Source organism: Bradyrhizobium sp. USDA 3397 (genome assembly GCF_054060965.1).
Genome location: NZ_JBSSDS010000001.1, coordinates 525,764 through 551,804, shown reverse-complemented (window position 1 = coordinate 551,804; position 26,041 = coordinate 525,764). Strand labels below are relative to the sequence as shown.

At 64.6% G+C, this 26,041-nt stretch carries 23 protein-coding genes; 14 read left to right on the top strand and 9 right to left on the bottom strand.

Annotation, left to right across the window (positions count from 1 at the left end; translation table 11 throughout):
- Window positions 1–261 precede the first annotated feature (261 nt).
- Complete coding sequence (locus ACVWYQ_RS02585) at window positions 262–474, top strand: hypothetical protein (RefSeq protein WP_271546928.1); 213 nt, start codon at window positions 262–264, stop codon at window positions 472–474.
- A gap of 12 nt (window positions 475–486) precedes the next feature.
- Here ACVWYQ_RS02585 and ACVWYQ_RS02580 read toward each other — a convergent pair whose 3' ends face one another.
- Complete coding sequence (locus ACVWYQ_RS02580) at window positions 487–1,035, bottom strand: CreA family protein (protein ID WP_157284628.1); 549 nt, start codon at window positions 1,033–1,035, stop codon at window positions 487–489.
- A gap of 208 nt (window positions 1,036–1,243) precedes the next feature.
- Here ACVWYQ_RS02580 and ACVWYQ_RS02575 point away from each other — a divergent pair, with 208 nt between their 5' ends.
- From ACVWYQ_RS02575 to ACVWYQ_RS02555, 5 genes are all read left to right on the top strand, one after another.
- Entirely contained in the window at window positions 1,244–2,767 is a 1,524-nt protein-coding gene (locus ACVWYQ_RS02575) for a L,D-transpeptidase family protein (RefSeq protein WP_404541503.1), read from the top strand.
- Between the two features lie 89 nt (window positions 2,768–2,856).
- Window positions 2,857–3,426, top strand: coding sequence for a glutathione peroxidase (locus tag ACVWYQ_RS02570; protein ID WP_157284626.1), 570 nt, complete (start codon window positions 2,857–2,859; stop codon window positions 3,424–3,426).
- 166 nt (window positions 3,427–3,592) lie between these two features.
- Window positions 3,593–4,615: a polysaccharide deacetylase family protein gene (locus ACVWYQ_RS02565; protein WP_404541507.1), complete on the top strand. Its 1,023-nt coding sequence runs from the start codon at window positions 3,593–3,595 to the stop codon at window positions 4,613–4,615.
- 9 nt (window positions 4,616–4,624) lie between these two features.
- The gene (locus tag ACVWYQ_RS02560; RefSeq protein ID WP_404541509.1) at window positions 4,625–5,176 is read left to right on the top strand and encodes a dihydrofolate reductase; all 552 of its coding nucleotides are present in this window, start codon (window positions 4,625–4,627) and stop codon (window positions 5,174–5,176) included.
- Window positions 5,177–5,470: 294 nt separating this feature from the next.
- Window positions 5,471–6,586 (top strand): helix-turn-helix domain-containing protein, encoded by a 1,116-nt coding sequence (locus ACVWYQ_RS02555; protein ID WP_404541511.1) that lies wholly within the window; start codon window positions 5,471–5,473, stop codon window positions 6,584–6,586.
- A gap of 3 nt (window positions 6,587–6,589) precedes the next feature.
- Here the strand turns inward: ACVWYQ_RS02555 and ACVWYQ_RS02550 are convergent, their stop codons facing one another.
- Together ACVWYQ_RS02550 and ACVWYQ_RS02545 are read right to left on the bottom strand one after the other, a co-directional pair.
- Window positions 6,590–7,042 (bottom strand): DoxX family membrane protein, encoded by a 453-nt coding sequence (locus ACVWYQ_RS02550; protein ID WP_275516762.1) that lies wholly within the window; start codon window positions 7,040–7,042, stop codon window positions 6,590–6,592.
- 270 nt (window positions 7,043–7,312) lie between these two features.
- Window positions 7,313–9,622 (bottom strand): NADP-dependent malic enzyme, encoded by a 2,310-nt coding sequence (locus ACVWYQ_RS02545; RefSeq protein WP_404541514.1) that lies wholly within the window; start codon window positions 9,620–9,622, stop codon window positions 7,313–7,315.
- 245 nt (window positions 9,623–9,867) lie between these two features.
- Here ACVWYQ_RS02545 and ACVWYQ_RS02540 point away from each other — a divergent pair, with 245 nt between their 5' ends.
- Entirely contained in the window at window positions 9,868–11,835 is a 1,968-nt protein-coding gene (locus ACVWYQ_RS02540; RefSeq protein WP_456725391.1) for a hypothetical protein, read from the top strand.
- A 44-nt stretch (window positions 11,836–11,879) separates the two neighbouring features.
- On the opposite strand, the gene ACVWYQ_RS02535 is transcribed toward ACVWYQ_RS02540, so the two are convergent.
- Both ACVWYQ_RS02535 and aspS read right to left on the bottom strand, forming a co-directional pair.
- Window positions 11,880–12,035, bottom strand: a complete 156-nt coding sequence (locus tag ACVWYQ_RS02535) for a hypothetical protein (protein WP_275499355.1) — start codon at window positions 12,033–12,035, stop codon at window positions 11,880–11,882.
- Between the two features lie 166 nt (window positions 12,036–12,201).
- On the bottom strand, window positions 12,202–13,974 hold the full coding sequence (gene aspS, locus ACVWYQ_RS02530; protein WP_404541522.1) for an aspartate--tRNA ligase: 1,773 nt from the start codon (window positions 13,972–13,974) through the stop codon (window positions 12,202–12,204).
- A gap of 197 nt (window positions 13,975–14,171) precedes the next feature.
- On the opposite strand from aspS, the gene ACVWYQ_RS02525 reads away from it, so the two are divergent.
- From ACVWYQ_RS02525 to ACVWYQ_RS02505, 5 genes are all read left to right on the top strand, one after another.
- Window positions 14,172–15,644, top strand: a complete 1,473-nt coding sequence (locus ACVWYQ_RS02525; RefSeq protein ID WP_404541524.1) for a protein adenylyltransferase SelO — start codon at window positions 14,172–14,174, stop codon at window positions 15,642–15,644.
- A 206-nt stretch (window positions 15,645–15,850) separates the two neighbouring features.
- Window positions 15,851–16,702 carry a phosphodiesterase gene (locus tag ACVWYQ_RS02520; RefSeq protein WP_271546948.1) on the top strand — a complete coding sequence of 284 codons (852 nt, stop codon included), beginning with the start codon at window positions 15,851–15,853 and terminating at the stop codon, window positions 16,700–16,702.
- A 1-nt stretch (window position 16,703) separates the two neighbouring features.
- A complete protein-coding gene (locus tag ACVWYQ_RS02515; RefSeq protein ID WP_271546950.1) occupies window positions 16,704–17,654 on the top strand; it encodes a carbohydrate ABC transporter permease in 951 nt (316 codons plus the stop codon).
- The gene (locus ACVWYQ_RS02510) at window positions 17,651–18,520 is read left to right on the top strand and encodes a carbohydrate ABC transporter permease (protein ID WP_271546952.1); all 870 of its coding nucleotides are present in this window, start codon (window positions 17,651–17,653) and stop codon (window positions 18,518–18,520) included. The genes ACVWYQ_RS02515 and ACVWYQ_RS02510 overlap by 4 nt, the downstream gene beginning before the upstream one ends.
- An 11-nt stretch (window positions 18,521–18,531) precedes the next feature.
- Window positions 18,532–19,863, top strand: coding sequence for an ABC transporter substrate-binding protein (locus tag ACVWYQ_RS02505; RefSeq protein ID WP_271546954.1), 1,332 nt, complete (start codon window positions 18,532–18,534; stop codon window positions 19,861–19,863).
- 155 nt (window positions 19,864–20,018) lie between these two features.
- On the opposite strand, the gene ACVWYQ_RS02500 is transcribed toward ACVWYQ_RS02505, so the two are convergent.
- Entirely contained in the window at window positions 20,019–21,008 is a 990-nt protein-coding gene (locus tag ACVWYQ_RS02500; RefSeq protein WP_271546956.1) for a zinc-dependent alcohol dehydrogenase family protein, read from the bottom strand.
- Between the two features lie 103 nt (window positions 21,009–21,111).
- Between ACVWYQ_RS02500 and ACVWYQ_RS02495 the strand changes: the two genes are divergently transcribed.
- Window positions 21,112–22,011 (top strand): LysR family transcriptional regulator, encoded by a 900-nt coding sequence (locus ACVWYQ_RS02495; protein ID WP_271546958.1) that lies wholly within the window; start codon window positions 21,112–21,114, stop codon window positions 22,009–22,011.
- A 351-nt stretch (window positions 22,012–22,362) separates the two neighbouring features.
- Complete coding sequence (gene rnd / locus ACVWYQ_RS02490; RefSeq protein WP_036000537.1) at window positions 22,363–23,511, top strand: ribonuclease D; 1,149 nt, start codon at window positions 22,363–22,365, stop codon at window positions 23,509–23,511.
- Window positions 23,512–23,678: 167 nt separating this feature from the next.
- On the opposite strand, the gene ACVWYQ_RS02485 is transcribed toward rnd, so the two are convergent.
- The 3 genes from ACVWYQ_RS02485 to ACVWYQ_RS02475 form a co-directional block, all read right to left on the bottom strand.
- Window positions 23,679–25,061 carry an aspartate aminotransferase family protein gene (locus tag ACVWYQ_RS02485; protein ID WP_225171261.1) on the bottom strand — a complete coding sequence of 461 codons (1,383 nt, stop codon included), beginning with the start codon at window positions 25,059–25,061 and terminating at the stop codon, window positions 23,679–23,681.
- Between the two features lie 194 nt (window positions 25,062–25,255).
- The gene (locus ACVWYQ_RS02480; protein ID WP_271546961.1) at window positions 25,256–25,426 is read right to left on the bottom strand and encodes a hypothetical protein; all 171 of its coding nucleotides are present in this window, start codon (window positions 25,424–25,426) and stop codon (window positions 25,256–25,258) included.
- A 30-nt stretch (window positions 25,427–25,456) separates the two neighbouring features.
- Window positions 25,457–26,020 carry an isochorismatase family protein gene (locus ACVWYQ_RS02475; RefSeq protein ID WP_271546963.1) on the bottom strand — a complete coding sequence of 188 codons (564 nt, stop codon included), beginning with the start codon at window positions 26,018–26,020 and terminating at the stop codon, window positions 25,457–25,459.
- Window positions 26,021–26,041: the final 21 nt, after the last annotated feature.

Below are 26,041 nucleotides of genomic sequence, written 5' to 3'. Positions count from 1 at the left end.
CTCGGAAAATGCCAATTATTTCAGACAGGTCTCGCGGCAGGCCATAATCGCCTGCCAAGTTCCGGCGCCGGCCCGGACATGCACCCGCCCAGGCGTCGTCACGCGGCCGCCGCGCGCGCTTCACATGCATTTTACGTTTTTCTGCTGAAAGGGCGGCAAAAGAAGGCTGGATCCTGTCGAACCGGAATTGGTTCAACAACGACCCAAGCCATCGAAACCGAGACGCCCGGATCATCGGGCGCATTCACGTGAGGGATGGCCATGATGGCGGGAAATCGCGCAACGCCGCGCGATGAAAATCCACCGACGGAGCGCGCAGATCAACCGATCATTCGCGGCAGCACCGGCGCAATGGCGCTGCAATCGAGCCGCGGCTTCGAGGCCGCGCCGCAGACATTCGTGCGGCTGACCGGGTCGCGCCTTGCGAGGCCGCGCGATCGCCACCGGGTGACCGCGAGCGCGTCGCAGGAGTGAACGCGGAGCGCCTCATTGCGTGAAGAACTCGCCGCACTTCTGGACGTTTGCGTCCGCCGGTCCCCACGGCATGATCGGCACGGTCGACGTCGAGTTCTTGGGCGAGCCTTCGATCAGCTTGTCTGAATAAACCATGTAGACCAGCACGTTGCGCTTGGCGTCGCAGCCGCGCACGATCTGCATCTTCTTGAAGAACAGCGACCGGCGCTGGCGGAACATGTCGTCGCCCTGCTCCATCTTGTGCTTGAACTTGACCGGACCGACCTGGCGGCAGGCCAGCGAGATATCCGAGACCTCCTCGGCAAGGCCGAGCCAGCCTTTGAAGCCGCCCTTCTCCGGCACCGTGAAATGACAGGCGACGCCTTCGACTTCGGGATCGTCGAGACCATAGGTCGCGAGCTTGTCGTTCGGGCTCATCCATTTGAACACGGTAGAGCGGCGGAAGATCAGATCAGGTTCGTCGGCCGCAGATGCCGACGCCATTGGCGCAGTCAGAGCCAGGAGGAATAAAGCGAGACCTTTCAGATGGATGCTCGAAAGACCGGGGAAACGAGATGACATGAAGTTCTCCGCTAACAAGTCCCCGCAATGTAGGAACGCAAGCGGCGGTCAGGAAGGCGGCAGAGGAGCGGACCCGGCCGCCGTTTACCGCTCCGTGAGGCTTTTTTGCTACGCCTTGGACAAAAGTAGCTGATGGCAGAACCGCGCTGCTGGTGAACGCGTATCCCCTTTGCGAGACTAACGTCTGATTTGGATTATGGATTCGAAGATGAACAGCGTGAACGGGTGGGGTTCTTCTGCCAAGCCTGCACGGCTGTGGCAGGTCGTCATTTTGACGGCGGCGGGTGCGATCGGCGCGACCAGCGAGGCGAACGCAGCATTTTATTACTGGACGGACTATTCCGACCGGCCCTACTACGCCCGGCCGAACCGGCTTCCCGAAATACCGCGCCAGAAGCCGCAAAAGCGCGGCGCCGCAAGCAAGAAGGACGTCGTCGTCGAGAAGGAAGCCGGCACCAAGCCGCAAGGGCCGCTCGTCATTGTCGTCTCGATCGAGCGGCAGAAGGTGACGGTCTACGACAAAGCCGGTGTGTTCGCGGAATCACCGGTGTCGACGGGCATGAAGGGCCACTCGACGCCGATGGGCGTGTTCAGCATCATCCAGAAGCACAAATTCCACCGTTCCAACCTCTATAGCGGCGCGCCGATGCCGTACATGCAGCGGATCACCTGGTCCGGCGTCGCGATGCATGCTGGCGCGCTGCCGGGCTATCCGGCCTCGCATGGCTGCATCCGCATGCCCATGGCGTTCGCGATGAAGATGTGGAACTGGACCAGGATGGGCGCGCGCGTGATCGTGGCGCCGGGCCAGGTGTCGCCGCAAAGCTTCTCCCATCCCGCGCTTGCCTCGATGCGCGTGCCGCCGCAGCCCGTCGCCAGCCTCGCGCCGCAGACCAATGTCGCTGACAAGGCCGATAAAGGCACGACCGAAGCCAGCCCGGTCGAGACCAAGACGGCCAGCGCCGACAGCGTGGTCGAGCTGCGCACCTCGGTAGGCCACGCCGTGTTGTCGGACGTTACCACCGGCCAAGCGGCTGCGCGCGAGGAAGCCGCCGCGACGGCCGGCGAGGTCAAGACGGCCGAAGCGGCCAAGCCTGCGTCCGAAGACGCCGCCAAGCCGGCGAACGAGAACAAGCCCGCCGACAAAGTCGAGCCGGTCAAAACCGAAGCCGCGAAGGCACCCGATGCGCCGGCGCTCGCCACCGCACCCGATGCAAAGAAGGACGAGGGCCGCCTCACCGATCCTGCGCCGGCGGCAAAGCCGGACACACCCAAGCGGGCCGGCCAGATTGCCGTCTTCATCAGCCGCAAGGATTCCAAGCTCTATGTGCGGCAGAATTTTGCGCCGCTGTTCGAGGTGCCTGTCACGATCGCCGCGAGCGACCGGCCGCTCGGCACGCATGTCTTCACCGCCGAGCTCGACAAGGCCGATGCCAACACGCTGCGCTGGTCGGTGGTGTCGCTGCCCGTGTCCGCCCGTTCCGCGGCGCGCGAGGACGACAGCCGCGTGGCGCGCCGCCAGCGCGGTGCCGCCGTGATCCCCGTCGCCGCAAAACCGGTGGTGACGCCGGACAGCCCGGCCGAAGCCCTCAACCGCATCTCGGTCCCCACTGAGACCATGGCGAAGATCAACGAGATGCTGACGTCAGGCGGCTCGATCATCGTCTCCGACCAGGGCATCAACCAGGGCGAGACCGGCGAAGGCACCGACTTCATCGTCCGCCTGTACTAGCTCTCTCGCAGGACCGATAACGCGGTGTTGACGCGCGAGGCCGCAGTGGCGGAGTAATCTGCCCTCGGATCATCTCGGGGGACGCCGTCATGATGAATCGCAGAACCGTGCTGAGCGTCGCGCTTGTGGGCGCGTTCGCGCCTGTCACGCGCGCCCTCGCTGATGGCGCCATGAGCCGGATCTCGGCCTACGCCTTCTCCTTCCCCGCATTGTCAGGCGACGACATCCGCCTCGCCACGTTCACCGGCAAACCGCTGCTGGTGGTGAACACGGCCTCGCTCTGTGGCTACACGCCGCAATATGCCGGCCTGCAGGAGATCTGGAACGAATTTCGCGGGCGCGGGCTCACCGTGATCGGCGTGCCGTCCAACGATTTCGGTGGCCAGGAGCCCGGTGGCGGCAGCGAGATCACGCAGACCGCACACCACCAATATGGCGTTACCTTCCCGATCACAGCCAAGGCTGCGGTGGTCGGTGCGAGGGCGCATCCCTTCTACAAATGGGCCGCGGAAGCCCGACCGAAGGAAGTTCCGCGCTGGAACTTCCACAAATACCTGATCGGCCGCGACGGCTATATCGCCGAGGTATTTCCATCCGCCGTCGAGCCGGCCGACACGCGGATCAAGACCGCCATTGCAAGGGCCTTGTCCGACACTTGATCCAGGTGCACGCCATCCGGCTGGGCACAATTGCGGCGCGGCATCAAACAGCCGTTGCAATGGCGACGGCCCACCATCTAGGCTAGGATTGTTTTGGGCCGGACGGTTTTTGCCGCAGGCGAAAAGCCCCGGCGGAACAACGGGATCAATCTCGAGGGACATCACCATGCGCGTGGCGGCAGGACTGATTTTAGCAGGTGCGATGTCGGTGGCGCTGACCGGCGCCGCATGGTCGCAGACGCCGGCCGCGAAGCCCGCGGCCGCACCGCAAGCCGCGCCGGCGGCAACACCAGCGGCTGCAACGTCCCCTGCAGGTCCAGCGCCTGCAGCAGCGGCCGCGGCGCCGGCGGGCTTCGTCAATCCGCCCCCGCCGAAACAGCCGCCGCAGCCGGCCCGCGCGGCCTGCAACACACCGGGCGCGCTCGGCGTCGCCCGCACCGTCGAGATCGACACCACGGGCGGTCCCGGCTTCGGCTTCGAGCACTTCAAGGAGCTCGACTTCCTGCGTGACAAGGAGGTCGTGCTGACCTTCGACGACGGCCCCTGGCCGCGCAACACGCCCGCGGTGCTGAAGGCGCTCGCGGACGAATGCACCACCGGAATCTTCTTCATCATCGGCAAGCACGCGACGTACGAGCCGGAGGTCCTCAAGCAGGTCTACGCAGCCGGCCACACCGTTGGCGCCCACACCTGGTCGCACGCGAACCTCAACAACAAGAAGCTCAACGAAGCGCAACGCAAGGACGAGATCGAGAAAGGCTTTGCGGCGGTGAAGTGGGCGCTCGGCGGCATCTCGCCCGCGCCGTTCTTCCGCTTCCCGGCGCTGCAGCATCCGCCGGAGATGGTCACCTATCTCGGCAACCGCAATGTCGCGAGCTTCTCCTGCGACATCGACTCGTTCGACTTCAAGGCTTCCAAGCCCGAGAAGATCGTCGAGACCGTGATGAAGAAGCTCGACACCAAGGGCAAGGGCATCATCCTGATGCACGACTTTCAGAAGCACACCGCGGAGGCCCTGCCCGAGCTGCTTAAGCGGCTGAAGGCCGGCGGCTACAAGGTGGTAGCGATGCGCGCCAAGTTCCCGGCCTCGACGCTGCCGGAGTACGACCAGGAGCTGCTCAAGGATCTCAAGCTGCCGACGGTGAGCCAGCGCCCGGTCAATTCGGTGGTGACCACCGTTTCCGAATAGCCGTCGCAATTGTCTTTCCGTATCGAAGGCTACGTCATCGTCTCCGCGGACGGCATGCTCGCCGATCCGTCGCACATCATGCCTGAGACGTTGAAATTCGAAGGCGACAAGCGGTTCTTCGAGCAGGCGCTCGATCGCGCCGCGCTGATCGTGCACGGCCGCAACTCGCACGAGCAGCAGCCGAATTCGGCCAGGCGCAAGCGGCTGATCCTAACCCGCAAAATCAGGGACCTCACCGTCGATCCGGAGATGCCGAACGCGACGCTGTGGAATCCTGAGCATGCGAGCTTCGAGGAAGCCTGCGCCTTCGCCGACGTCGCATCCGGCATGGTCGCCGTCATCGGCGGACCGGTCGTGTTCGACCTGTTCATGGACCGCTACGACACGTTCTGGCTGTCGGAGGCTCCGCATGTGCGGCTGCCCGGCGGTGAAGGCTGCTTCGTCGGCGTACCCCAGCGGACGCCTCACGAGGTGCTGGCTGCCCACGGGATGAAGCCGGGTGCGCCCTACCTCCTCGACGCGGCGCATGAAGTGACCGTGACCCCGTGGCGGCGGGGGTAGCCTGCCGGCAGTGGCGCTTACGCCGGCTCCGACTCAAACTGGAAAACAACCCCATGCACAGTACCGGCAACATCATACCGTTAAGCATGTTGCTGGCGTGCCGTGCTAAAATTGGTCCCGCCGCCGGCCAGCGCAAAGCCGGCTAGCATATTTGCCGAGACCCGAAAATCGGCCCCGACGGCGGTCGTGGCGCTATAGCCAACGTCCGAGGCGCGGCGTCAATACGAGCGGGCGGCTGCGACACACCGCATCAATAGACTGAGACAAAAGAGCAAAAACTAACCCACGGCCAGAATGAGCGACGACTGCACGACGACTAGTCCGACGGACGCTTCCGGATTGAATGACGATGTCGCCCCTATATCGTCCCTGCTGCCGGCATTCGGCTTTAGCGCCGATCAGATGGAGACGGAGGCGAACATCGCAGCGTGGCGGGAAGCCGTCGCCACGCTGTTCGAGGTGGACGAGCTCGCCGCCGGCGAACCGGGCCCGTTTCGCGCCGACCTCAGCTCCTACGCCATGGGACCGGTGCTGATCGGGCTGAGCCGTGCCAGCGGCCAGCGCTTCCGCCGGACGGCCGAAACGATCGCGCGCAGCGGCGTCGACCACATCATCCTGCAGCTCTATCTGAAGGGCGGCTATGACGGCGTTGCCGGCACACGGCCGATGCGCGTGCGCGCCGGCGACATCTGCCTGTTCGATCTCGCCCAGACGCTGGAGACCAAGGCCACGGCGTTCGAGAATGTCACGCTGGTCGTGCCGCGGCCGATGTTCGCCGCCCATCTCTTGCGGGTCGATGATTTGCATGGCCTGGTCCTGCCGGGCAGCAGCGTGATCGCACGATTGCTGGCCGGGCATCTCACCGCCCTGTTCGAATTTGCGCCGCGCATGAGCCTCGACGAATGCCAATCGGTAGTCGAGGGCACGGTGTCGCTGCTGGCCGCGTGCCTTCGCAATGAAATCGAACGTGGCGAGGCCGATGCCGACCATAGCGTCGCGGCAAGCCCGTCCTTGATGCGGATCCGCCAATACATCGAGGCTGGCCTTGCCAGCGAGGATCTGTCGGCCAATTCGATCGCCGCCCATTTCGGCCTGTACCGGGCCTCGCTGTACCGGCTGTTCGCGCCGGTCGGCGGCATCGCCGACTACATCCGCAGCCGCCGGCTGCACCGCGCCTTCTTCGACCTCGCCAATTCGGGCGCGCGGGGCCCCCGGATCAGCGAGGTGGCACGGCGCTGGCAGCTCGGCACCGACGCGCACTTCACGCGCTCGTTCAAGGCCGCCTACGGCATCACGCCCCGCGCCGCACGGGAGGCCGCCCTGCTCGGCCGACAGCGCGGCAGCGATGGAGCGAGCAGCGCGACGATTTCCCGCTGGATGCGCGAGATCGCGCCGCCGAGAGCGGAGTGACCGCTAGACGTCGCCGTAGGCCGCCTCGGCCGGGCGCGTGGTGCGGCCATAGCCGATGATCATGCAGAGCGCGCCGATGATCGAGAGGTTCTTGAGCGCGTCGACCAGCATCTTGGCGTTGTCGGGCGCCGCCATGTTCCAGAAATCGTAGAACAGGACGGTCGCGACGGCGACGTAGACGATCAGCAGCATCGCGAAGAAACGCGCGCCGAAATTCAGCGCGATCATCAGCCCTGCAATGATCTCGAGCCCGCCGATCGCGATCGCCAAGAGCTGCGGCGTGGTCATGGCGGTCGCCGTCTCGACCTGCTGGGCATAAGGCGCGACGACATCGGGCACCACGAGCTTGGTTGCGATGACGTCGGCGGTGGCCTGCATGGCAAAGAGCTTGGTCGCGCCCGTGTAGATGAACAGCACGGCGAACAGGATTCGCCCGAAAGTCACGAACGCTGGCATGATCGGCCTCTTGGCAAGCTCAAAGCGCGGAACGCTTGAAGTGGATTATGGAGAGTCGTGCGCCGGTTTACAAACGGGGAAATGGCGAACTGATAGGAATTCAAAGTTGGCGCTCCCTAGCGGAATCGAACCAGCTGGGATGAGCTGAGTACTACTCTCTCGGCGTCATGGCCGGGCTTGACCCGGCCATCCACGAGCTGTCCCACCGCACAAAGAACGTGGATGCCCGGGACAAGCCCGGGCATGACGACTTCGTGGGACGTTGAGGCCTTACGTAAACAACGTCGGCTGCTGCCGCGAGGCGCGCTCCTGCGCTTCCACCACGGCGACTGCGGTCATGTTGAGGATGCCGCGTGCCGTCACCGAGGGGGTGAGGATGTGCGCCGGGCGCGCCGGGCCGACCAGGATCGGGCCGACGGGCAGCGCGTCCGCCAGCGACTTGATCATCTGATAGGCGACGTTGGCGGTATCCAGGGTCGGCATGATCAGGATGTTGGCCTCGCCCTCCAGCTTGGAATGCGGCAGCACCATCCGTCGCGCAGCTGCGGAGAGTGCGGTGTCGCCCTGCATTTCGCCGTCGGCCTCGATCTCCGGATGCTTGTCCTTCAGAAGCTGGGTCGCCAGCCGCATCTTGCGTGAGGAATCGGTGTCGTAGCTGCCGAAATCCGAATGCGAGACGAAGGCGATCTTCGGCTTGATGTTGAAGCGCTGGACGTGGACCGCGGCGAGCGATGCGATCTCGGCAAGCTCCTCCGCGCTCGGATTGGGGCGAACCTGCGTGTCGGCGATGAAGAAGGCGCCCTTGCTGGTGATCAATAGCGCCAGCGCCGCATAGTCGCTGATTCCAGGCGAGAAGCCGATGATCTCGCGGACATGACGCAGATGGCTCATGTAGCGGCCCTCGACGCCGCAGAGCATGGCGTCCGCTTCCCCGCGCGTGACCGCGAGCGCGGCGATCACCGTATTGTTGGTGCGCACCACGGTGCGGGCTGCATCCGGCGTCACGCCGCGGCGACCGGCGACCTCGACATAGGACTGCACGTAGGAGCGGTAGCGCGGATCGTCCTCGGGATTGACGAGGTCGAAATCCTTGCCGGCGCGGATCGAGAGGCCGAAGCGCTTGATGCGCGCCTCCACGACCGACGGACGGCCGACCAGGATCGGCCGAGCCAGCTTTTCCTCCAGCACGACTTGCGTGGCGCGCAGCACGCGCTCGTCCTCGCCTTCGGCATAGATCACGCGCACCGGCTGGGTCTTGGCCTTGGCGAACATCGGCTTCATGACGAGGCCGGAGCGGAAGGCGAAGCGCTCGAGCAGCGCGGTGTATTCGTCGAAATTGGTGATGGGGCGCGTTGCGACGCCCGATTCCATCGCCGCCTTCGCCACGGCCGGCGCGATGCGCAAGATCAACCTGGGATCAAAGGGGCTCGGGATCAGCGAGCCCGGACCGAAGCCCTGCGTCTCGCCGGTGTCGAAACCCTGCGCGACGGCATCCGACGGCGCCTCGCGCGCGAGCTGCGCGATGGCCTCGACGGCGGCCTGCTTCATCTCCTCGTTGATCGCGGTGGCGCCGACGTCGAGCGCCCCACGGAAGATGAAGGGAAAACAGAGGACGTTGTTGACCTGGTTCGGGTAGTCGGAACGGCCGGTGCAGATCATGGCGTCGGGGCGCGCCTTGCGCGCCTCTTCCGGCATGATTTCCGGCACCGGATTGGCGAGCGCCATGATCAGGGGCTTGTCGCCCATCGCCTTGGCCATCTCCGGCTTGAGCACGCCGGGTGCCGAGAGTCCGATGAAGATGTCGGCGCCGCCGATGACGTCGGCGAGCGTGCGCTTGTCGGTCTTCTGCGCATAGACCGCCTTCCAGCGGTCCATCGAGGTGTTGCGGCCCTCGTGCACGAGGCCGTCGATGTCGCAGACCCAGATGTTCTTGCGCTGCGCGCCCATCGAGACCAGGAGATTGAGTGTCGCAATCGCCGCGGCCCCTGCCCCCGACGCGACGATCTTGACCTCGGGCAGCTTCTTGCCGTTCAGCCTCAGACCATTGGTGATGGCGGCGGCGACGATGATCGCAGTGCCGTGCTGGTCGTCGTGGAAGACCGGAATCTTCATGCGCTCCTTCAAGCGCGCTTCGATCTCGAAGCATTCCGGTCCGCGGATGTCCTCCAGATTGATGCCGCCGAAGGTCGGCTCCAGCGCGGCCACGGTCTCGACCACGCGGTCGATGGTGTCGGCGGCGATCTCGATGTCGAACACGTCGATGCCGGCGAATTTCTTGAACAGGACCGCCTTGCCTTCCATCACCGGCTTGGAGGCCAGCGGACCGATATTGCCTAGGCCGAGCACCGCGGTGCCGTTGGAGACCACGGCAACCAGGTTGGCGCGCGTGGTCAGCGTAGCGGCCTCGGCCGGGTTCTTGGCGATCTCGGTACAGGCCGCGGCAACGCCCGGCGAATAGGCCAGCGCGAGATCGCGCTGGTTGGCAAGCGGCTTGCTTGCCTGGATCTCGAGCTTTCCGGGGCGCGGCAGACGATGGTAGGCGAGCGCCGCCTGGTGGAGATCATCAGAATAGGACGACATGCGGTGTCTCGCTTCGCGTTACCGGCCCCAAAATGCATGATCCGGAGCGACGGCCCGAGCGGACCGTATTTCCGGGTCATGGAAACCGGATGAAGCACGGCCGAAGCCCCGGTGGCAACATCGGATTGCGGCCCCGTCAACAGGGCGCGCCGTCAAATATCTGAAACCATAGCTTTCTCTGGACTGCGCCACGTTTCACGAATATGGCAGGTTGCGCGGTGCAAAACGAGCAACTGGAGCTGGGAATGAAGCGAATCCTGATCGGCCTGATCGTGGCTGCCGTGCTCGCTGCGGGGGGATGGTTCGGCTTCAATCTGTATGTCCAGCACCGGGCGACCAGCGAGGTCGAGGCGGTGTTCGCCCAGCTGCGCGCAGGCGGCGGCAAGGCGAGCCATGGCAAGATCGGGTTCGAGGTCGCGACTCGGACGCTGACGATCGAGGACATCGCAGTCGAGCCCCGCGACCAGCCGCAGGGGCACGTCAAGATCGGCGCCTTCAAGAGCACGGGCGTCCGCCAGATCGGCGATATGCGCTTTGCCGCCGACGGCATCGACATTTCGGGTGTCGAGATTGCGTTGGACGAAGTCGGCCCCGGCAAGCTCAAAGTGGCCTACAAGATCCCGCAGGTGACGCTGCGCGACTATGCGGGTCCCTTCCGCGTTCAAAACGCGCCGGCATCGAGCTCCCTCAGCGAAATGTACCGGTTCGGGCTCGACCAGTTCGCGAGCGTGACGGCAACGTCCGTGATGATGCCGTCCATCAACATCAGCTTCGACGCCGGCAGCAACATCGGGGGCGGTGAAGTGGTCTATTCCGGCCTCGCGCTACAAAACCTCGGCCGCGGCAAGGTCGATGCAATGAAGACGGACCGCGCCACCTTCGCGATCAACGTGACGCAGCCGGGAAAGACGGACAAGCTGACGGGCGAGATCTCCGGCATCATTGTCAATGATTTCGACTCAACCCCGTTCCTCGCCGCGCTCGATCCACAGACGAGCCGTGACGACAGCTACCGCCGGGTCTACCGGCAAATCTCGAGCGGCCCTTATGTGCTCAAGTCCACGCTAGGTCTGCGGATGGATGTCGACGGCTTCGCGATGGAAAACATCGACGTGCAGCCGTCGAAGCTCCATTTGTTCGAGATGTTTAACATGCCGCAGGATAAATGGGCCGCGCCAACTTCGGCGCAAACACGCGAGCGGATGGAGAAGGTCGCTGGCTTCTACGACGGCATTCGCATCGGCAAAGCCGAAATCGGCAAGACCTCGATTGGCACACCGCAGGGAACAGGAAAGATCAATGCGATCCGCTACCGGCAGGGCGAATTCGCGATCGAGGGTGTCGATGCTCCCTCGCCGCAGGGTCAGTTCAAGATGGAGCGCTTCGCGCTCAAATCCTTCAGCATGCCGAACTTCATGCGCTGGGCCTCTGGTCTCAGCAATCCCGGACAGCCGCCCTCACCCGATCAGATGCTGGGCCTGTTCCGTGTGCTCGAAGGCGCCGAGATCAAGGGCGTGGTGGCGCCCCACAACACTGCGCGGCAGCCCATCACCGTCGACACGATCAGCCTGAACTGGGGCCAGCTGGTGGGATCGATCCCGAGCAAGGCAAATCTGGTCGTGAAGATGGTCACGCCGACCGATCCCACCAATCCGGCGCTGCAGCCGCTGATCGTGGCAGGCGTGGACAAGCTCGCGATCGATCTCGACCTCGGCGCGGCCTGGACCGAATCGTCGGGCGCATTCGCCCTCACACCCGCCACGCTCGATCTCGGCAACCTCGCCAGGGCGCAGCTGAGCGTGGCCCTTGCCAAGGTGCCGCGCGACCTCTTCACCACGATGGACCGGTTGGAGGCAATGGATCAATTGGCGCAGGTCGAGACCGGCGTAATCGAGCTGTCCTTGCGCGACCGCGGCGTGGTCGATCTGGTCGTGGCCCAGTTCGCGCGCATGCAGAATGTCAGCCGCGATGCGGCGCGCAGCGCCATCGTCGCGATGATCCGGGCCCAGGGCGAGAAGATCGCGGCCTCCAATCTCGATGCCAAGGTCGCGGTCGATGCACTCGCCGGCTTCGTCGAGACCTCAGGGCAAACGCTGAGCATCAGGCTGACACCGCTCGGCAAGCTGCCGGTGCTTCAGCTGATGGATGTCCTCGATCAGGAACCGATCATCGCGCTGGCGCAGTTCAGAATCGAGGCTTCGACGGGGCTGTAGTTCGATCTCCCGGATGCAGCTCGGGAGGGCTTCAACTCGTGTCGTCAGTGAAGTCCCGTCGGTCCGGGGCGACCGGGCATGCAGTCTTTCATCGTTCCTCCCTTCAGGAGGCGGCAATCCCAGTAAAATTCGACCATCATGCCGGCGATAAGCAGCGCAATCACTGCCAAGACTAGGGTGGCGACGCGACTGTTGCTCATTGAGCTCTCCGTCCGCGAGGCGACCTTAGATCGATGTCACGATTAACGTCAACTTGAACACGACGAAGACGAAAAGGGCAAGTTCACCGGAATTCTTGGGCCCCGGCTCAGCAGCGCGTCACTCGCGTGCTGCGCTGCGTCCGGGGCACGAGACCGACCGCCACACTTACTTCTGCGGCAGGTTCACCCGGATGTGCAGCTCGCGGAGCTGCTTCGTGGTGGCTTCCGACGGGGCGCCCATCAGCAGGTCCATGGCCTGCTGATTCATCGGGAACAGCGAGATCTCGCGCAAATTCGTGGTGCCACAGAGCAGCATCACGATGCGGTCGACGCCCGCGGCCATACCGCCATGCGGCGGGGCGCCGTACTGGAAGGCGCGGTACATGCCGCCGAAGCGCTCGACCACTTCCTGCTCGCCGTAACCTGCGATCTCGAACGCCTTCACCATCGCTTCCGGCACGTGGTTGCGGATGCCGCCCGAGGCGATCTCGTAGCCGTTGCAGGTGATGTCGTACTGAAACGCCTTGATGGTCAGCGGATCCTGCGACTTCAGCGCATCGAGCCCGCCTTGCGGCATCGAGAACGGGTTGTGCGAGAAGTCGACCTTCTTGTCGTCCTCATTGTACTCGTACATCGGGAAGTCGACGATCCAGGCGAGCTCGAACCGTTCCTTGTCGGTGAGATTCAATTCCTCGCCGACCTTGTTGCGGGCAAGACCTGAGAACTTCCAGAACTTGTCGGGATCACCGGCGACGAAGAAGGCGGCATCGCCTTCCTTGACGCCCAGCTGCGCGCGGATCGCGGCAGTGCGCTCAGGCCCGATGTTGTTCGCGAGGGGACCTGCGCCCTCGCCGCCCTCGCGCCACATGATGTAGCCGAGGCCGGGCTGGCCCTCGCCTTGCGCCCACGAGTTCATGCGGTCGCAGAAAGCGCGGCTGCCGCCGCCAGGCGCCGGGATCGCCCAGACCTGGTTCTTGGGATCTTCGAGCATGCGCGCGAACACCTTGAAGCCGCTCCCGCGGAAATGCTCGGAGACGTCCTGCATCTCGATGGGGTTGCGCAGGTCCGGCTTGTCGCTGCCGTACTTGCGCAACGCCTCGGCGAACGGAATCCGGCGCCAGCCTTTCGTCACGGGCTTGCCCTTGGCAAATTCCTCGAACACGCCGGTGATGACGGGCTCCATCGCCGCGAAGACGTCTTCCTGAGTCACAAAGCTCATCTCGACGTCGAGCTGGTAGAACTCGCCGGGCAGACGGTCGGCGCGCGGGTCCTCGTCGCGGAAGCAGGGCGCGATCTGGAAGTAGCGGTCGAAGCCGCTCATCATCAGCAGCTGCTTATACTGCTGCGGCGCCTGCGGCAGCGCGTAGAATTTTCCCGGATGGATGCGCGACGGGACGAGGAAGTCGCGCGCGCCTTCCGGCGAGGACGCGGTCAGGATCGGCGTGTTGAACTCGAAGAAGCCCTGCCCCTCCATGCGCCGGCGCATCGACTTGATGATCTCGACGCGCGTCATGATGTTCTGGTGCAGTTTTTCGCGACGCAGGTCCAAGAAGCGATATTTGAGCCTAATGTCCTCGGGATATTCCTGGTCGCCGAACACCGGCAGCGGCAGGTCGCCGGCAGGGCCCAGCACCTCGATCTCGCTGATGTAGACCTCGACCTTGCCGGTCGGCAGGTCGTCATTGTCGGTGCCATCGGGGCGGCGGCGGACCTTGCCGTCCATCTTGACCACGAATTCCGAGCGCAGCTTTTCGGCCAGCGAGAACGCCGCCGAGTCCGGATCGACCACGCACTGGGTCAGGCCGTAATGGTCGCGCAGGTCGATGAACAGCACGCCGCCATGGTCGCGGACGCGATGGACCCAGCCGGAGAGGCGGATGGTCTCGCCGATGTTGCTCTCGCGGAGCGCGCCGCATGTGTGTGACCGGTAGCGATGCATGGTCGTCCCAAAATCAATGTCTGAAGGAAGCGAATCGAACGGCCCGTGATGGCCGGTCCGAAGTTGCGGCAGGGTTTACCCGACGAGGACCAAGGCGGCAACCAAGGGAACGCCCTGTTTTGGACCCGAAGGGCCCATTTTTGGCTTATCACAGACCGAGCCTTTGCCATCAGGCGTTCCAGTCCTATCTTGAGCCCATGACGGTCCATTTCCCCTTCCAGAACTCCTATTCGGCGCTGCCGGACAACTTCTTCGCCCGCGTCGCGCCGACCCCGGTGGCCGCCCCTCGGCTGATCAAGCTGAACCGGCCGCTGGCGGTCCAGCTCGGGCTCGATCCTGATCTGCTGGAGACCCCCGAAGGCGCCGAGATCCTGGCCGGCAAGACGGTTCCCGACGGAGCGGATCCGATCGCCATGGCCTATGCCGGGCACCAGTTCGGGCATTTCGTGCCGCAGCTCGGCGATGGCCGCGCCATCCTGCTCGGCGAGGTCATCGACAAAGACGGCGTCCGCCGCGACATCCAGCTCAAGGGCTCGGGCCCCACCCCGTTCTCCCGCCGCGGCGACGGCCGCGCCGCGCTTGGGCCAATCCTGCGCGAATACATTGTCAGCGAGGCCATGCATGCGCTGGGCATTCCCACCACACGCTCGCTCGCCGCGGTCGTTACCGGCGAGCACGTCATCCGCGAGACCGCGCTGCCCGGCGCGGTGCTGACCCGCGTCGCCTCCAGCCACATCCGCGTCGGCACCTTCCAGTTCTTCGCCGTCCGCCGCGACACCGAGGCGATCCGCCGGCTCGCCGATCACGTCATCACGCGCCATTATCCGGACCTGCTCCACGCCGAGCGGCCGTATCACGACCTGCTCGCCGCCGTGGTCGCGCGCCAGGCCGAGCTGATCGCGCGCTGGCTGCTGGTCGGCTTCATTCACGGCGTGATGAACACCGACAACAGCTCGATCTCGGGCGAGACCATCGACTACGGCCCGTGCGCCTTCATGGATTCCTACAATCCTGCCCAGGTGTTCTCCTCGATCGACGAGATGGGCCGCTACGCCTATGCCAACCAGCCGCGCATCGGGTTGTGGAATCTGACGCGCCTTGCCGAATGCCTGCTGCCGCTGTTCTCGGACGAGCAGGAGAAGGCGGTGGCCGAGGCGCAGGATATTCTCGGCGCCTTCTCGGACCAGTTCAGCGCCGCCTATCAGACCGGCCTGCGGCGGAAGGTCGGCCTGTTCACGGAGCGAGACGGCGACGATGCGCTGATCCAGGACCTGCTCGATGCCATGGCCAAGAACCAGGCCGACTTCACCCTCACCTTCCGCAAGCTGGGCGACGCCGCGGCCGATGACGGCGGCGACGTGCGCGCGCAATTCATGGAGGCCGCAGCGTTCGACGAATGGGCCGGCCGCTGGCGCGCACGCCTCGCGCTGGAGCCGCAAGGCCCCGCCGAGCGACAGGCCGCCATGCACGCGGTCAACCCGCTCTTCATCCCGCGCAACCACCGCGTCGAGGCCGTGATCCAGGCCGCGGTGAACGACGACAATTACGCGCCGTTCGAGGAAATGGTGAAGGTGCTGGCGAGGCCGTTCGAGGACCAACCGGAATACGCCGCGTACGCCGACCCGCCGCTGCCGGATCAGCGCGTGCTGCAGACGTTCTGTGGGACGTGAGGCGGGCTCCACCGCGCACCACCATCTCTAATTGATCAACTGCATGGATTGCGCTTTGCGCGGTCCATTCCCGTCCCGCACGCCCTGTGGACACGTCCCGCCCGCGGGAACCGCTGTCATCAAACTGAAACACACGCGCTCTAACCGCCTGTCAGGGTCGTCTTGCCGGAGACGTCCATCCTCCAACGGTCCCGACAAAGCGCGCCATGCCCTTCAAATTCATCCACATCACCGACACGCATCTCGCGAACCCCGGCGCGATGCTCTACGGCCTCGATCCGCGCGCCCGGCTGGACGCGGCGATCGCCGACATCAACAAGCATCAGTTCGACGCTGCGTTCGCGGTCGTGACCGGCGACCTCACCCATTGGGGCGAGGCTGAATCCTACGCCAACTTCGCCGAGGCGATGGCGGCGCTGAAAATTCCGTACATCGCGATGGTCGGCAATCACGACAAGCGCGTCACCTGCCTCGACGCGCTGAAGGCGGCGCCGCGCGATGCCAACGGCTTCGTGCAGGGCACGCGCACCACCGAGCACGGCGTGTTCGTCTTCCTCGACACGCTGGACGAGACCAGCCATGCCGGCGAGATGTGCGCAAGGCGCCTCGGCTGGCTGGCGAGCACGCTCGCGGCCGCTCCCGACGACCAGGAATTCGTCGTGTTCATGCACCATCCGCCCTTTCCGGTCGGCGTCCACGCCATGGACGAGATCGCGCTCAAGCAGAGCGCCGAATTCGCGGAAGTCATCGCGCCCTATCGCGCACGCATCCGCCACCTCTTCTTCGGTCATGTGCACCGGCCGATCTTCGGCAGCTACGGCAAGATCCCGTTCTCGACGCTGCGCGGGACCAACCACCAGGTCTGGTTCGAACTCGACGTCGCGGCCAGCGAGCATCTCGCCAGCCACGAGCCGCCGGCCTATGGCGTCGTGCTGATCGACGACCAGAACGTCGTCGTGCACAGCCACGATTTCCTCGACCAAAGTCTGCGCTTCCCCTTCGAGCCGCCGGCAGGAGTGGACGGCCGCGACTACGCGCTCAATTTCCGGGCGCGATGAGATGAGCCTCGCTGAACCCGCGGCTCTCCCGGTCGCGACGTCGGCGGCACCGCGTCTACACGTCCTGAAACGGTTCACGAGCCGCTTCAAGGCCTCGCTGCCGGCCTATCTGCTGCTCCTGCCCTCGCTGGTCTTCCTCGCGCTGTTCACCTATGGCGCGATGGGGCGCGTGCTGATCGATGCGCTCTATCAGCGTGCGACGCCGAAGGCGCCGGTGCGTTTCGTCGGCTTTGAGAACATCAGCGCGGTGCTCGCCGACCCCGCCTTCGCAGGCGCCGTCTTCAACAATCTGATCTATGCCTTCGGCACGGCGGTGCCGAGCATTGCGCTTGCGCTGTTGTTCGCGCTGGCGCTGTCGCGCACCCATGCGGTGAACAGCGCGCTGCGTGCCGCGCTGTTCCTGCCGGTGCTGATTCCGATGGTCGCGGCATCCGCGCTGTTCCTGTTCATCTTCCTGCCGAATGTCGGCCTGCTCGACTATTACATCGGCCGGCTGCTGCCGGTGCTGCCGAACTGGCTCGGCGATCCCGACATCGCGCTCTATGCGATCATGGTCATCACGATCTGGAAGAATGCCGGCTATTACATGCTGTTCTTCCTCGCCGGCCTCCAGGCCGTGCCCGAGGACGTGATGGAGGCCGCGCATCTCGACGGCGCCGGCCCGTATCGGCGGCTGCGCCACATCATCCTGCCGGAGCTGAAGCCGACCTTCCTGTTCGTCACCGTCATCGCCACGCTGAATGCGGTGACGCAGGTCGACCACGTCTTCGTCATGACCCAGGGCGGGCCGTCGAATGCGACCAACCTCGTGCTGTTCTACATCTACCAGCAGGCGGTCGAGCATTACGACATCGGCAAGGCCTCGGCCGCGACGCTGCTGACGCTGGCCGCACTGATGGCCCTCACCGCACTGTCCTTCCGCACTATGGCGAACCGCGAGGGCGGGCCATGAAGCTGTTTGATACGCTGTGGAAGGACGCCCCGCTCGCCACCCGCGGCGAGATCACGCCCAAGCTTGGTTTTGCGCTGACCGTGCTGCTCGCGGTCGTCTGGCTGATCCCCTTCCTGTGGATGGTCGTCGCGACGCTGCGCCCCGCGTCCGACGGCATCAACGCCATGGCCGAGCTGATGCCGAGCCTCAAGCCGACGCTCGACAACGTCAGGGATGCCTGGGAGATCGGTGACTTCCCGCGCTACACGCTCAATACCACCATCATCTGCACCGGCATCCTCTTGGTGCAGTTCGTCACGATCACGCTGGCCGGCTTTGCCTTCGCGCGTCTGGATTTCGCCGGCAAGACGCCGATCTTCTACCTGTTCCTGATGCAGCTGATGCTGGTGCCGGTGCTGCTGATCGTGCCGAACCTGTCGCTGGTGGCGCAGCTCGGTCTCTATGACACGCTCACCGGCGTGATGATGCCGTTCTTCGCCTCCGCCTTCGGCACCTTCCTGATGCGTCAGGCGTTCGAAGCCATTCCGACCGAGCTGGAGGACGCCGCCCTGATCGACGGCGCCGGTCTGTTCCAGCGCATCCGCCACATCTACGTGCCGCTGTCTATGCCGAGCTTCTCGGCCTTCGCCATCATCTCTGTGACCAGCCACTGGAACGACTTCCTGTGGCCGCTGATGGTGATCAATTCGCCGGACAAGCGCCCGCTCACGATCGGCCTCTCCGTTTTCACCAAGACCGCCGAAGGCACGCAGGCCTGGGGCACGATCGCCGCGGGTACGCTCATGGTGATTGCGCCTCTGCTCGTCGCTTTCCTGATCTTCCAGAAACGCTTCATCAGCTCTTTCGTCACCTCAGGCATCAAATAGGAGATTTTCCGATGCTGTTCTCCCGCAGGCTCATGCTCGGCCTTGCCATGGTAGGCACCATGGCAGGCGCCCTCGCCGTCCCGGCCAAGGCCGAAGGTCCGACCGAGGTCGACCTGTTCTTCCCCGTCCCCGTCGACGGCAAGCTCGCCCGCGACATGGGCACCCTGATCAAGGAGTTCAACGAGACTCATCCCAACGTCAAGGCGACTGCCGTCTACACCGGCTCCTATGACGACACGCTGATCAAGACGCGCGCAGCGATCAAGGCCGGCAAGCCGCCGGCCGCCGTGATCATGTCGGCGAACTTCCTGCTCGACATGCAGATCGAGAACGAGCTCACCAATCTCGATGCGCTGATCAAGGCCGACGGCACCACCAAGGAGCAGTTCCTCGGCCAGTTCTTCCCGGCGCTGCACGGCAATGCCGTGATCAACCGCTCGGTCTACGGCGTGCCGTTCCACAACTCGACGCCGCTGCTCTACATCAACGCCGACAAGGCCAAGGAAGCGGGCCTTGATCCGAGCAAGCCGCCGCAGACCTGGGCCGAGGTCACCGACTGGGCCAAGAAGCTGACCAAGCGCGAGGGCGACAAGGTGACCCAATGGGGCATCGCGATCCCCTGCGCCTACGACTATTGCGGCTGGATGATGGAAACGCTCACCATGAGCAATGGCGGCCGCTACTACAACGAGGAGTTCGGCGGCGAGGTCTATTACGACACGCCCTCGATGCTGGGTGCACTGACCTGGTGGAACGACCTCATCTACAAGCACAAGGTCCACACGCCCGGCGCTACACCCGGCCCTGCCGTGAGCACCTCCTTCATCTCGGGCAATGCCGCGATGATGATGCTGTCGACGGGCTCGCTCACCTACGTGCGCGACAACGCCAAGTTCGCCTACAAGGTCGCCTTCATCCCGCGCAACGTCCGCAACGCGGTGCCGATCGGCGGCGCTTCGCTGATCATGCCGGCCGGGTTAGAGGCCGACAAGCAGAAGGCCGCCTGGACGCTGATCAAGTGGATGACTTCGCCGGAGAAGAGCGGCTGGTGGAGCCGCGCCACCGGCTATTTCGCGCCGAACATGGCCGCGTACAAGACGCCGGAGATGGTCGAATTCCTGGGCAAGAACCCGGACGCCAAGACCGCCGTCGAGCAGCTCGACGTCGCAAAGCCGTGGTTTGCGACCTACAAGACCGTGCCGGTGCGCAAGAACCTCGAGGACGAGGTGATGCTGGTCCTCAACGGCAAGAAGCAGCCGAAGGAAGCCCTCGCCGCCGCCCAGAAGGCCGCCGACGAGACGCTGAAGCCGTACAATGCGGAGACGTCGCTCAAGCTGCCGTAAGGAGCTGTACGATTTCGAACCGAATACGCATCTCGTAGGGTGGGCAAAGGCGCATAGCGCCGTGCCCACCGTCTACCTCTCAACTCTGTTGATCGATGGTGGGCACGCTTCGCTTTGCCCCACCCTACGAAGCACCGCTCACGAAAGACACTTCATCAGATCGTCACCACGATCTTACCGAACTGATCGTTCGATTCCAGGAAGCGATGCGCTTCGACGATGTCCTCGAAGCGGAACGTCCTGGCGATGACCGGCTGCAACGTGCGATCCGACAGCCCGTCGAGAATGAACGCCTTGGCCTGCGCAAGGCGCGCCGGATCGCGGATGATCTCGTGCACGAGGTAGCCGCGCAATACCAGGCTCTTCGTCAACACGTTGAAGAGCGGAAACGGCGTCGGCTCAGGACTCAATCCACCATATTCGATCAGGATTCCGCCCGGCGACATGGTCGCGGTCAGCGGCTCGAACGCGGGACCACCGACGGCGTCGAAGACGACGCGGACCCCGTTAGATCCGGCGATCGCCTCCAGCCGCGCCCGAATGTCGTCTTCGTCCGAGGCGACGACATGGGCCGCGCCGGCATCGCGCAAGGCCCCAAGCTTGGCCGAGGTCCGCGTCACCGCGACCGCCGTCGCGCCGACCCGGTTCGCAATCTGAATCGCCGCAATCCCGACGCTGCTGGATGCAGCGGTGATGGCGACGATGTCCCCTCGACCAAGCCGGGCGATGTCGACCAAAGCGCCGTAGGCCGTCAGATACTGCATCCAAACGGCCGCCGCCTTCTTGAAGCCGAGCTCCGGCGGATGTTTCACGACGAGTTCGGCCGGAAAGTTCGCGAGCTCGGCATAGGCCGGCCATCTTACCATCGACAGCGGCGGCACGATGCTCACGATATCGCCCGGCACAAAGCTCGTCACATCGTCCCCGACCGCTTCGACGATGCCGGCCGCCTCGAGACCCAGCCCAGATGGAAATGTCGCGCGCTCGATATAGGTCCCCCCTCGCAACAAGGCCTCGGCGCGATTGAGGCCGAGTGACTTGACCCGGATCTGCACCTCGCCCGTCGCCGGTGGCGGAACATCGATGGCTTCGATGCGCAGCACGTCGGGACCGCCATGGTGATGAAAGCGAACGGCGCGGGCCATGGATGCACTCCAAAACAGTTGAACTGAATAGAGCTATGCCGATCCGTGCGAAGAGGATAAATCGCCCAAGCAAGCCAACAGTCGAAACCAGGAGTTTTCAATCATGGATCGCCTGACCAGCATGGCCGTCTTCGTCAGGGCCGTCGATCTCGGCTCGTTCGCGGCTGCGGCCGATGCCCTGGAGATGTCGGGGCCGATGGTCGGCAAGCACGTCCGTTCCCTCGAAGAGCGCCTCGGGGCACGGCTCCTCAACCGCACCACGCGGCGCCAGAGCCTGACCGACGCCGGCCAAGCCTACTACGAACGCTGCCGCGCGGTGCTGAGCGAGGCCGAAGCCGCAGATAGCGTCGTTGCCGACCAGTTGTCGGAGCCGCGCGGCAGGCTGCGCGTCACCATGCCGGCCCTGCTGGGACGGCACTGCATTGCGCCGTTGCTGATCAAGCTCGCGCGGAAATATCCGCATCTCGAACTCGACCTCTCGTTCGGCGATCCGATTGCCGACATCGTCGAGGCCGGCTACGATCTGGCAATCCGAACCGGCGATCTCGACGACCAGTCCGGCCTGATCGCACGGCGCATCGCAAGCCAGCGCATGGTGGTATGTGGCGCGCGGTCGTATTTGCGCACGAGCGGCAGGCCGAAATCGCTCGACGACCTCGCCGCCCATCAAGCGATCATCTATCGCGGCTCAGGGCGTGTCCGGCCCTGGCTCTTTCCGCAGGACGGCGGGCCTCAGCGCGAGATCATGCCATCGGGCCGGCTCCGACTCGACGACCTGGAGGCGATTGCCGATGCCGCGGCACAAGGCATGGGTCTCGCCTGGCTACCCTATTGGCTGGTCCGCGAACGCCTCGACACGGGTGCGCTGGTCAATCTCTTCAGCAATCAGCCCCAATTCCTCTACGAGTGCCACGCTCTCTGGCCGCGCTCACCCCGGCTGCCGCCGAAGGTGCGCGCTGCCGTGGACATCCTCGCGACCGGCTTGCCGAAGCTGATGACGTGACCATGGCTGCGCCCAATTAACTCCTCGTCCACCATCCGCCCCGGCCCGCCGCCGGTAACCATCGCAATTAACAGACCCTCAACGCACCCCCGACAAATCTATCAATGTTTCTGGAGATTTCGCCGTGGATCTGTTGGTTTTCGAGTTCCTGGGATTGGCCTTGGTCGCCATGTGCGTGATCGTGGTGGCGCTGCCCTGCGCCCGCAAATCCTCGGACCGGATCCGTTACGAATAGGAATTTCGTCGGAAAGAGACGATTCCGGCCCGATGCAAGGCTCGAATTCGCTTAGAGCCCCTTGACATCACAGCACTTTCGGCGGAACGGCTGATACCAAGTGTCATGGGCCGTTCATGGATTTAATTACCACCACCGCTGACCTCGCGGCTGCCTGCAGCCGGCTGGCCAAGCACCCCGTCATAACAGTCGATACCGAATTCCTGCGCGAGACCACTTACTACCCGCTGCTGTGCGTGGTGCAGATGGCCAGCGCCGAGGAAGCCGTGGTCATCGACACCCTGGCCGAGGGGATCGATCTCAAGCCGTTCTTCGAGCTGATGGGCAACGAGGGCGTGCTCAAGGTGTTTCACGCCGCCCGCCAGGACATTGAGATCATCTGGCACCAGGCGGGCATCATCCCGCACCCGGTGTTCGACACCCAGGTGGCTGCGATGGTGCTCGGTTACGGCGACAGCATCGCCTATGACGCGCTGGTCGAGAAGGTCACCGGCCACCGCCCGGACAAGACCCACCGCTTCACCGACTGGTCGCGCCGGCCGCTAACCAAGGAGCAGATGCATTACGCGGTCTCCGACGTCACCCATCTGCGCGACGTGTTCGCCGCGCTCGACGCCGACCTGAAGAAGCGCCGCCGCAGCGAATGGGTCTCCATCGAGATGGAGGTCCTGACCTCGCCCCGCACCTATGACTTCCATCCCGAGCGCGCCTGGGAGCGGCTGAAGACGCGGGTCCGCAAGCCCAAGGACCTCGCGGTGCTGATGGAGGTCGCGGCCTGGCGCGAACAGGAGGCGCAGAGCCGCGACGTGCCGCGCGGCCGCGTGCTGCGCGACGAAGCCGTCACCGACATCGCGACCCACGCGCCGACCACGCTGGAGAAGCTCGCCCATCTGCGCTCGGTGCCGAAGGGGTTCGAGAAATCCAAATGGGGCGCGGACATCATCGCAGCGGTCGAGCGCGGGCTGGCGCGGGACTTCTCGAAGCTGCCCAAGCTGGAGAAACCGCGCAACAATTCCAACGGCGCCGCCATCGTCGAGCTGTTGAAGGTGCTGTTGCGGATGACCGCCGAGCGCCACGCAGTCGCAAGCAAGGTGATCGCGACCGTCGACGATCTCGAAGAGATCGCGGCGGACGATGAGGCCGACGTGCCCGCCTTGCGCGGTTGGCGCCGCGAGCTGTTCGGCGACGCCGCGCTGAAGCTCAAGCGCGGCGAGCTCGCGCTCGCGATCGAGAAAGGCCGCGTGATCGGGGTGCAGCGGGCGTAGGGGCACGCTGTCGCGCCGATTTCCCGTCATTGCGAGCCAACGGGTCCGCACGAAGCGCGGCCCGATGACAGGTTCAGGGAAGCAATCCAGAATCCCTCGTCGGAAACAGTCTGGATTGCTTCGTCGCAAGAGCTCCTCGCAATGACGATGGAGAGAGCGACGGAGCCCTACGCCGGCGTCAGCTTCGCCACTTCGCTCTTCATGTCGTTCAGCACGCCGGAGATCGCGTCCACCAGTTCGTCGATCTGGGTCTTGGTCGTGATCAGCGGCGGGCAGATGGCGATGGCATCGAGCATGTTGCGCGAGATCACGCCACGCTCCTGGAGCATGCGGCTGGCGATGCCGCCGACGGCGCCCGGCGTCGTGGCGGCGGTCTTGCGCGCCTTGTCGAGCACGAGCTCGAGCGCGGCAATCATGCCGACGCCGCGAACCTCGCCGACCAGCGGGTGGCTGGCGAGTTCACGCAAGCGGCCCTGCATGTAGCCACCGAGCTCGGCCGCGTGTGCGACGAGGCCGCGCTCCTCGATGATCTTGAGGTTCTCCAGCGCAATCGCCGAGCCGACCGGATGGCCGCCCGCGGTGAAGCCGTGGCCGAGCACGCCGATCTTGTTGCTCTCGTCCGCGATCGGCTCGAACATGCGGTCGTTCAGGATGATCGCCGAGAGCGGGAAATAGCTCGATGTGATCTGCTTGGAGACGACGATCGCATCGGGCTTGATGCCGTAGGTCTCGCAGCCGAACATCTTGCCAGTGCGGCCGAAACCGCAGATCACCTCGTCGGCGACCAGGAGGATGTCGTACTTCTTCAGGACCTTCTGGATCTTGTCCCAATAGGTCGCCGGCGGCACCACGACACCGCCCGCCCCCATCACCGGCTCGCCGAAGAACGCCGCGATCGTATCCGGCCCTTCCTTCTGGATCAGGGCGTCGAGCTCCTCGGCCCGGCGCGTGGCGAAGGCTTCCTCGCTCTCGCCCGGGGCGCCGTCCTTGTAGAAGTGCGGCGAGCCCGTATGCAGGATGTTCGGCAGCGGCAGGTCGAACGAGCGGTGGTTGTTCGGCAGGCCCGTGAGGCTGGCGGATGCGATGGTGACGCCGTGATAGGCACGCAGGCGGCTGATCACCTTCTTGCGCTGCGGTTGGCCGAGCGCATTGGAGCGATAGGCGATCAGCTTCAACACGGTGTCGTTCGCTTCCGAGCCGGAATTGGTGAAGAACACCTTGCTCATGGGCACCGGCGCGAGCGCGACCAGCTTCTCGGCGAGGTCGATCGAGGGACCGTGCGATTTGGCGGAGAACGTATGGTAGAACGGCAGCGCCTGCATCTGCTTGTGCGCCGCCTCGACCAGTCGCTTCTCGTTGAAGCCGAGCCCGACGCTCCACAGGCCCGCCATCGCTTCGAAATAGCGCTTGCCCGACGCGTCGAAGACGTAAGGCCCCTCGCCGCGCTCGATCACCAGCGGACCGGCCTGCTGATGCGTGCGCGCATTGGTGTAGGGATGGAGCTGATAGGCTACATCCCGGGCCTCTTGCGAATTGGGCAGCATGGACATTTGATGATCCCTAAAAACGTCACGCCGCCGGCGGGCCGGCGTCATCACTCGATGGCGAGTACTTGTCTCAAGTACTTGGCTATTGCCCCAACGCAAAACTTGCAATGCCAATTCGTCGGCGGCAAGCGCTCAGCAGCGATGCACAAAGCCGCATATGACAGGACCGTGGATCGCAGAACCCGGCTGGGCAGCTCTCACGCCGCGCCGTCGTCGTCCGCTTCGTCGGTGGCGGAAACGGCTTCCCTCACCTCCACCAGCGCCATCGAGAGCAAGTAGACCGTGGTAGGCAGCCCAAGCCTGCGCGCCTTCTCGGCGGCATGCGACAGATCGCTCGCCAGCTCCTTGAGCTCGTCTCCCCGCGACAATTCTCAACCCCATCGACCGACCGCGGCCGCCTACACCGCAACGGCGCCGCTGGTTCTGATCAGTTCGGCGCTGGACTGGACTGTAGCAAAATTCGCAATGACATCCACTACCGCATCCCGGTAGGCCGCGGCATCGTCCGTGCCCGGCTGCCGGCAAGCCACCGCGTCGGTGATCACATGGTAGCGATGACTGCGGTGAAACCCCTCGACGGCAGTGGCCAGGATGGTCTCGTCCAGGGAAAAGCCGATCAGGATGCAGCGTGTGGTGCGGATAGCGGACATGTGGCCGCCAAACCGCGACGAGCTGTAGGCGGACGGCAGCGGGTGCTCGAACGTCATCTCGCCCGGTTGTGGCCTGGTCTCCGCGATCCAATCGGTCAGCCTGGATGACGGATTGAACCAGGCCGCCTGCGCGATGCGCTTCAGATGCATCACCGGCCATAGATTGCTGCGCCACAGCGTCAGGAGTTCCAGGCAGCGCGCCGTCGTCACATCGCCGTCGCGGATGACGTGGCGGCGGCCGGGGGTCAGGTACTCGACCTGAAGATCCGCACAGACCAGGATCGGCGGATCATCGTGCATTGAAACCAGCATCGAGTTGCGCGCAGCTGCACC

Bases quoted from the DNA above. Each gene is read 5' to 3' on its own strand.
- ACVWYQ_RS02585 (WP_271546928.1), top strand. From the start codon at position 262: ATGATGGCGGGAAATCGCGCAACGCCGCGCGATGAAAATCCACCGACG.
- ACVWYQ_RS02580 (WP_157284628.1), bottom strand. From the start codon at position 1,035: ATGTCATCTCGTTTCCCCGGTCTTTCGAGCATCCATCTGAAAGGTCTC.
- ACVWYQ_RS02575 (WP_404541503.1), top strand. From the start codon at position 1,244: ATGAACAGCGTGAACGGGTGGGGTTCTTCTGCCAAGCCTGCACGGCTG.
- ACVWYQ_RS02570 (WP_157284626.1), top strand. From the start codon at position 2,857: ATGATGAATCGCAGAACCGTGCTGAGCGTCGCGCTTGTGGGCGCGTTC.
- ACVWYQ_RS02565 (WP_404541507.1), top strand. From the start codon at position 3,593: ATGCGCGTGGCGGCAGGACTGATTTTAGCAGGTGCGATGTCGGTGGCG.
- ACVWYQ_RS02555 (WP_404541511.1), top strand. From the start codon at position 5,471: ATGAGCGACGACTGCACGACGACTAGTCCGACGGACGCTTCCGGATTG.
- ACVWYQ_RS02550 (WP_275516762.1), bottom strand. From the start codon at position 7,042: ATGCCAGCGTTCGTGACTTTCGGGCGAATCCTGTTCGCCGTGCTGTTC.
- ACVWYQ_RS02545 (WP_404541514.1), bottom strand. From the start codon at position 9,622: ATGTCGTCCTATTCTGATGATCTCCACCAGGCGGCGCTCGCCTACCAT.
- ACVWYQ_RS02540 (WP_456725391.1), top strand. From the start codon at position 9,868: ATGAAGCGAATCCTGATCGGCCTGATCGTGGCTGCCGTGCTCGCTGCG.
- ACVWYQ_RS02535 (WP_275499355.1), bottom strand. From the start codon at position 12,035: ATGAGCAACAGTCGCGTCGCCACCCTAGTCTTGGCAGTGATTGCGCTG.
- aspS (WP_404541522.1), bottom strand. From the start codon at position 13,974: ATGCATCGCTACCGGTCACACACATGCGGCGCGCTCCGCGAGAGCAAC.
- ACVWYQ_RS02525 (WP_404541524.1), top strand. From the start codon at position 14,172: ATGACGGTCCATTTCCCCTTCCAGAACTCCTATTCGGCGCTGCCGGAC.
- ACVWYQ_RS02520 (WP_271546948.1), top strand. From the start codon at position 15,851: ATGCCCTTCAAATTCATCCACATCACCGACACGCATCTCGCGAACCCC.
- ACVWYQ_RS02515 (WP_271546950.1), top strand. From the start codon at position 16,704: ATGAGCCTCGCTGAACCCGCGGCTCTCCCGGTCGCGACGTCGGCGGCA.
- ACVWYQ_RS02510 (WP_271546952.1), top strand. From the start codon at position 17,651: ATGAAGCTGTTTGATACGCTGTGGAAGGACGCCCCGCTCGCCACCCGC.
- ACVWYQ_RS02505 (WP_271546954.1), top strand. From the start codon at position 18,532: ATGCTGTTCTCCCGCAGGCTCATGCTCGGCCTTGCCATGGTAGGCACC.
- ACVWYQ_RS02500 (WP_271546956.1), bottom strand. From the start codon at position 21,008: ATGGCCCGCGCCGTTCGCTTTCATCACCATGGCGGTCCCGACGTGCTG.
- ACVWYQ_RS02495 (WP_271546958.1), top strand. From the start codon at position 21,112: ATGGATCGCCTGACCAGCATGGCCGTCTTCGTCAGGGCCGTCGATCTC.
- rnd (WP_036000537.1), top strand. From the start codon at position 22,363: ATGGATTTAATTACCACCACCGCTGACCTCGCGGCTGCCTGCAGCCGG.
- ACVWYQ_RS02485 (WP_225171261.1), bottom strand. From the start codon at position 25,061: ATGTCCATGCTGCCCAATTCGCAAGAGGCCCGGGATGTAGCCTATCAG.
- ACVWYQ_RS02475 (WP_271546963.1), bottom strand. From the start codon at position 26,020: ATGCTGGTTTCAATGCACGATGATCCGCCGATCCTGGTCTGTGCGGAT.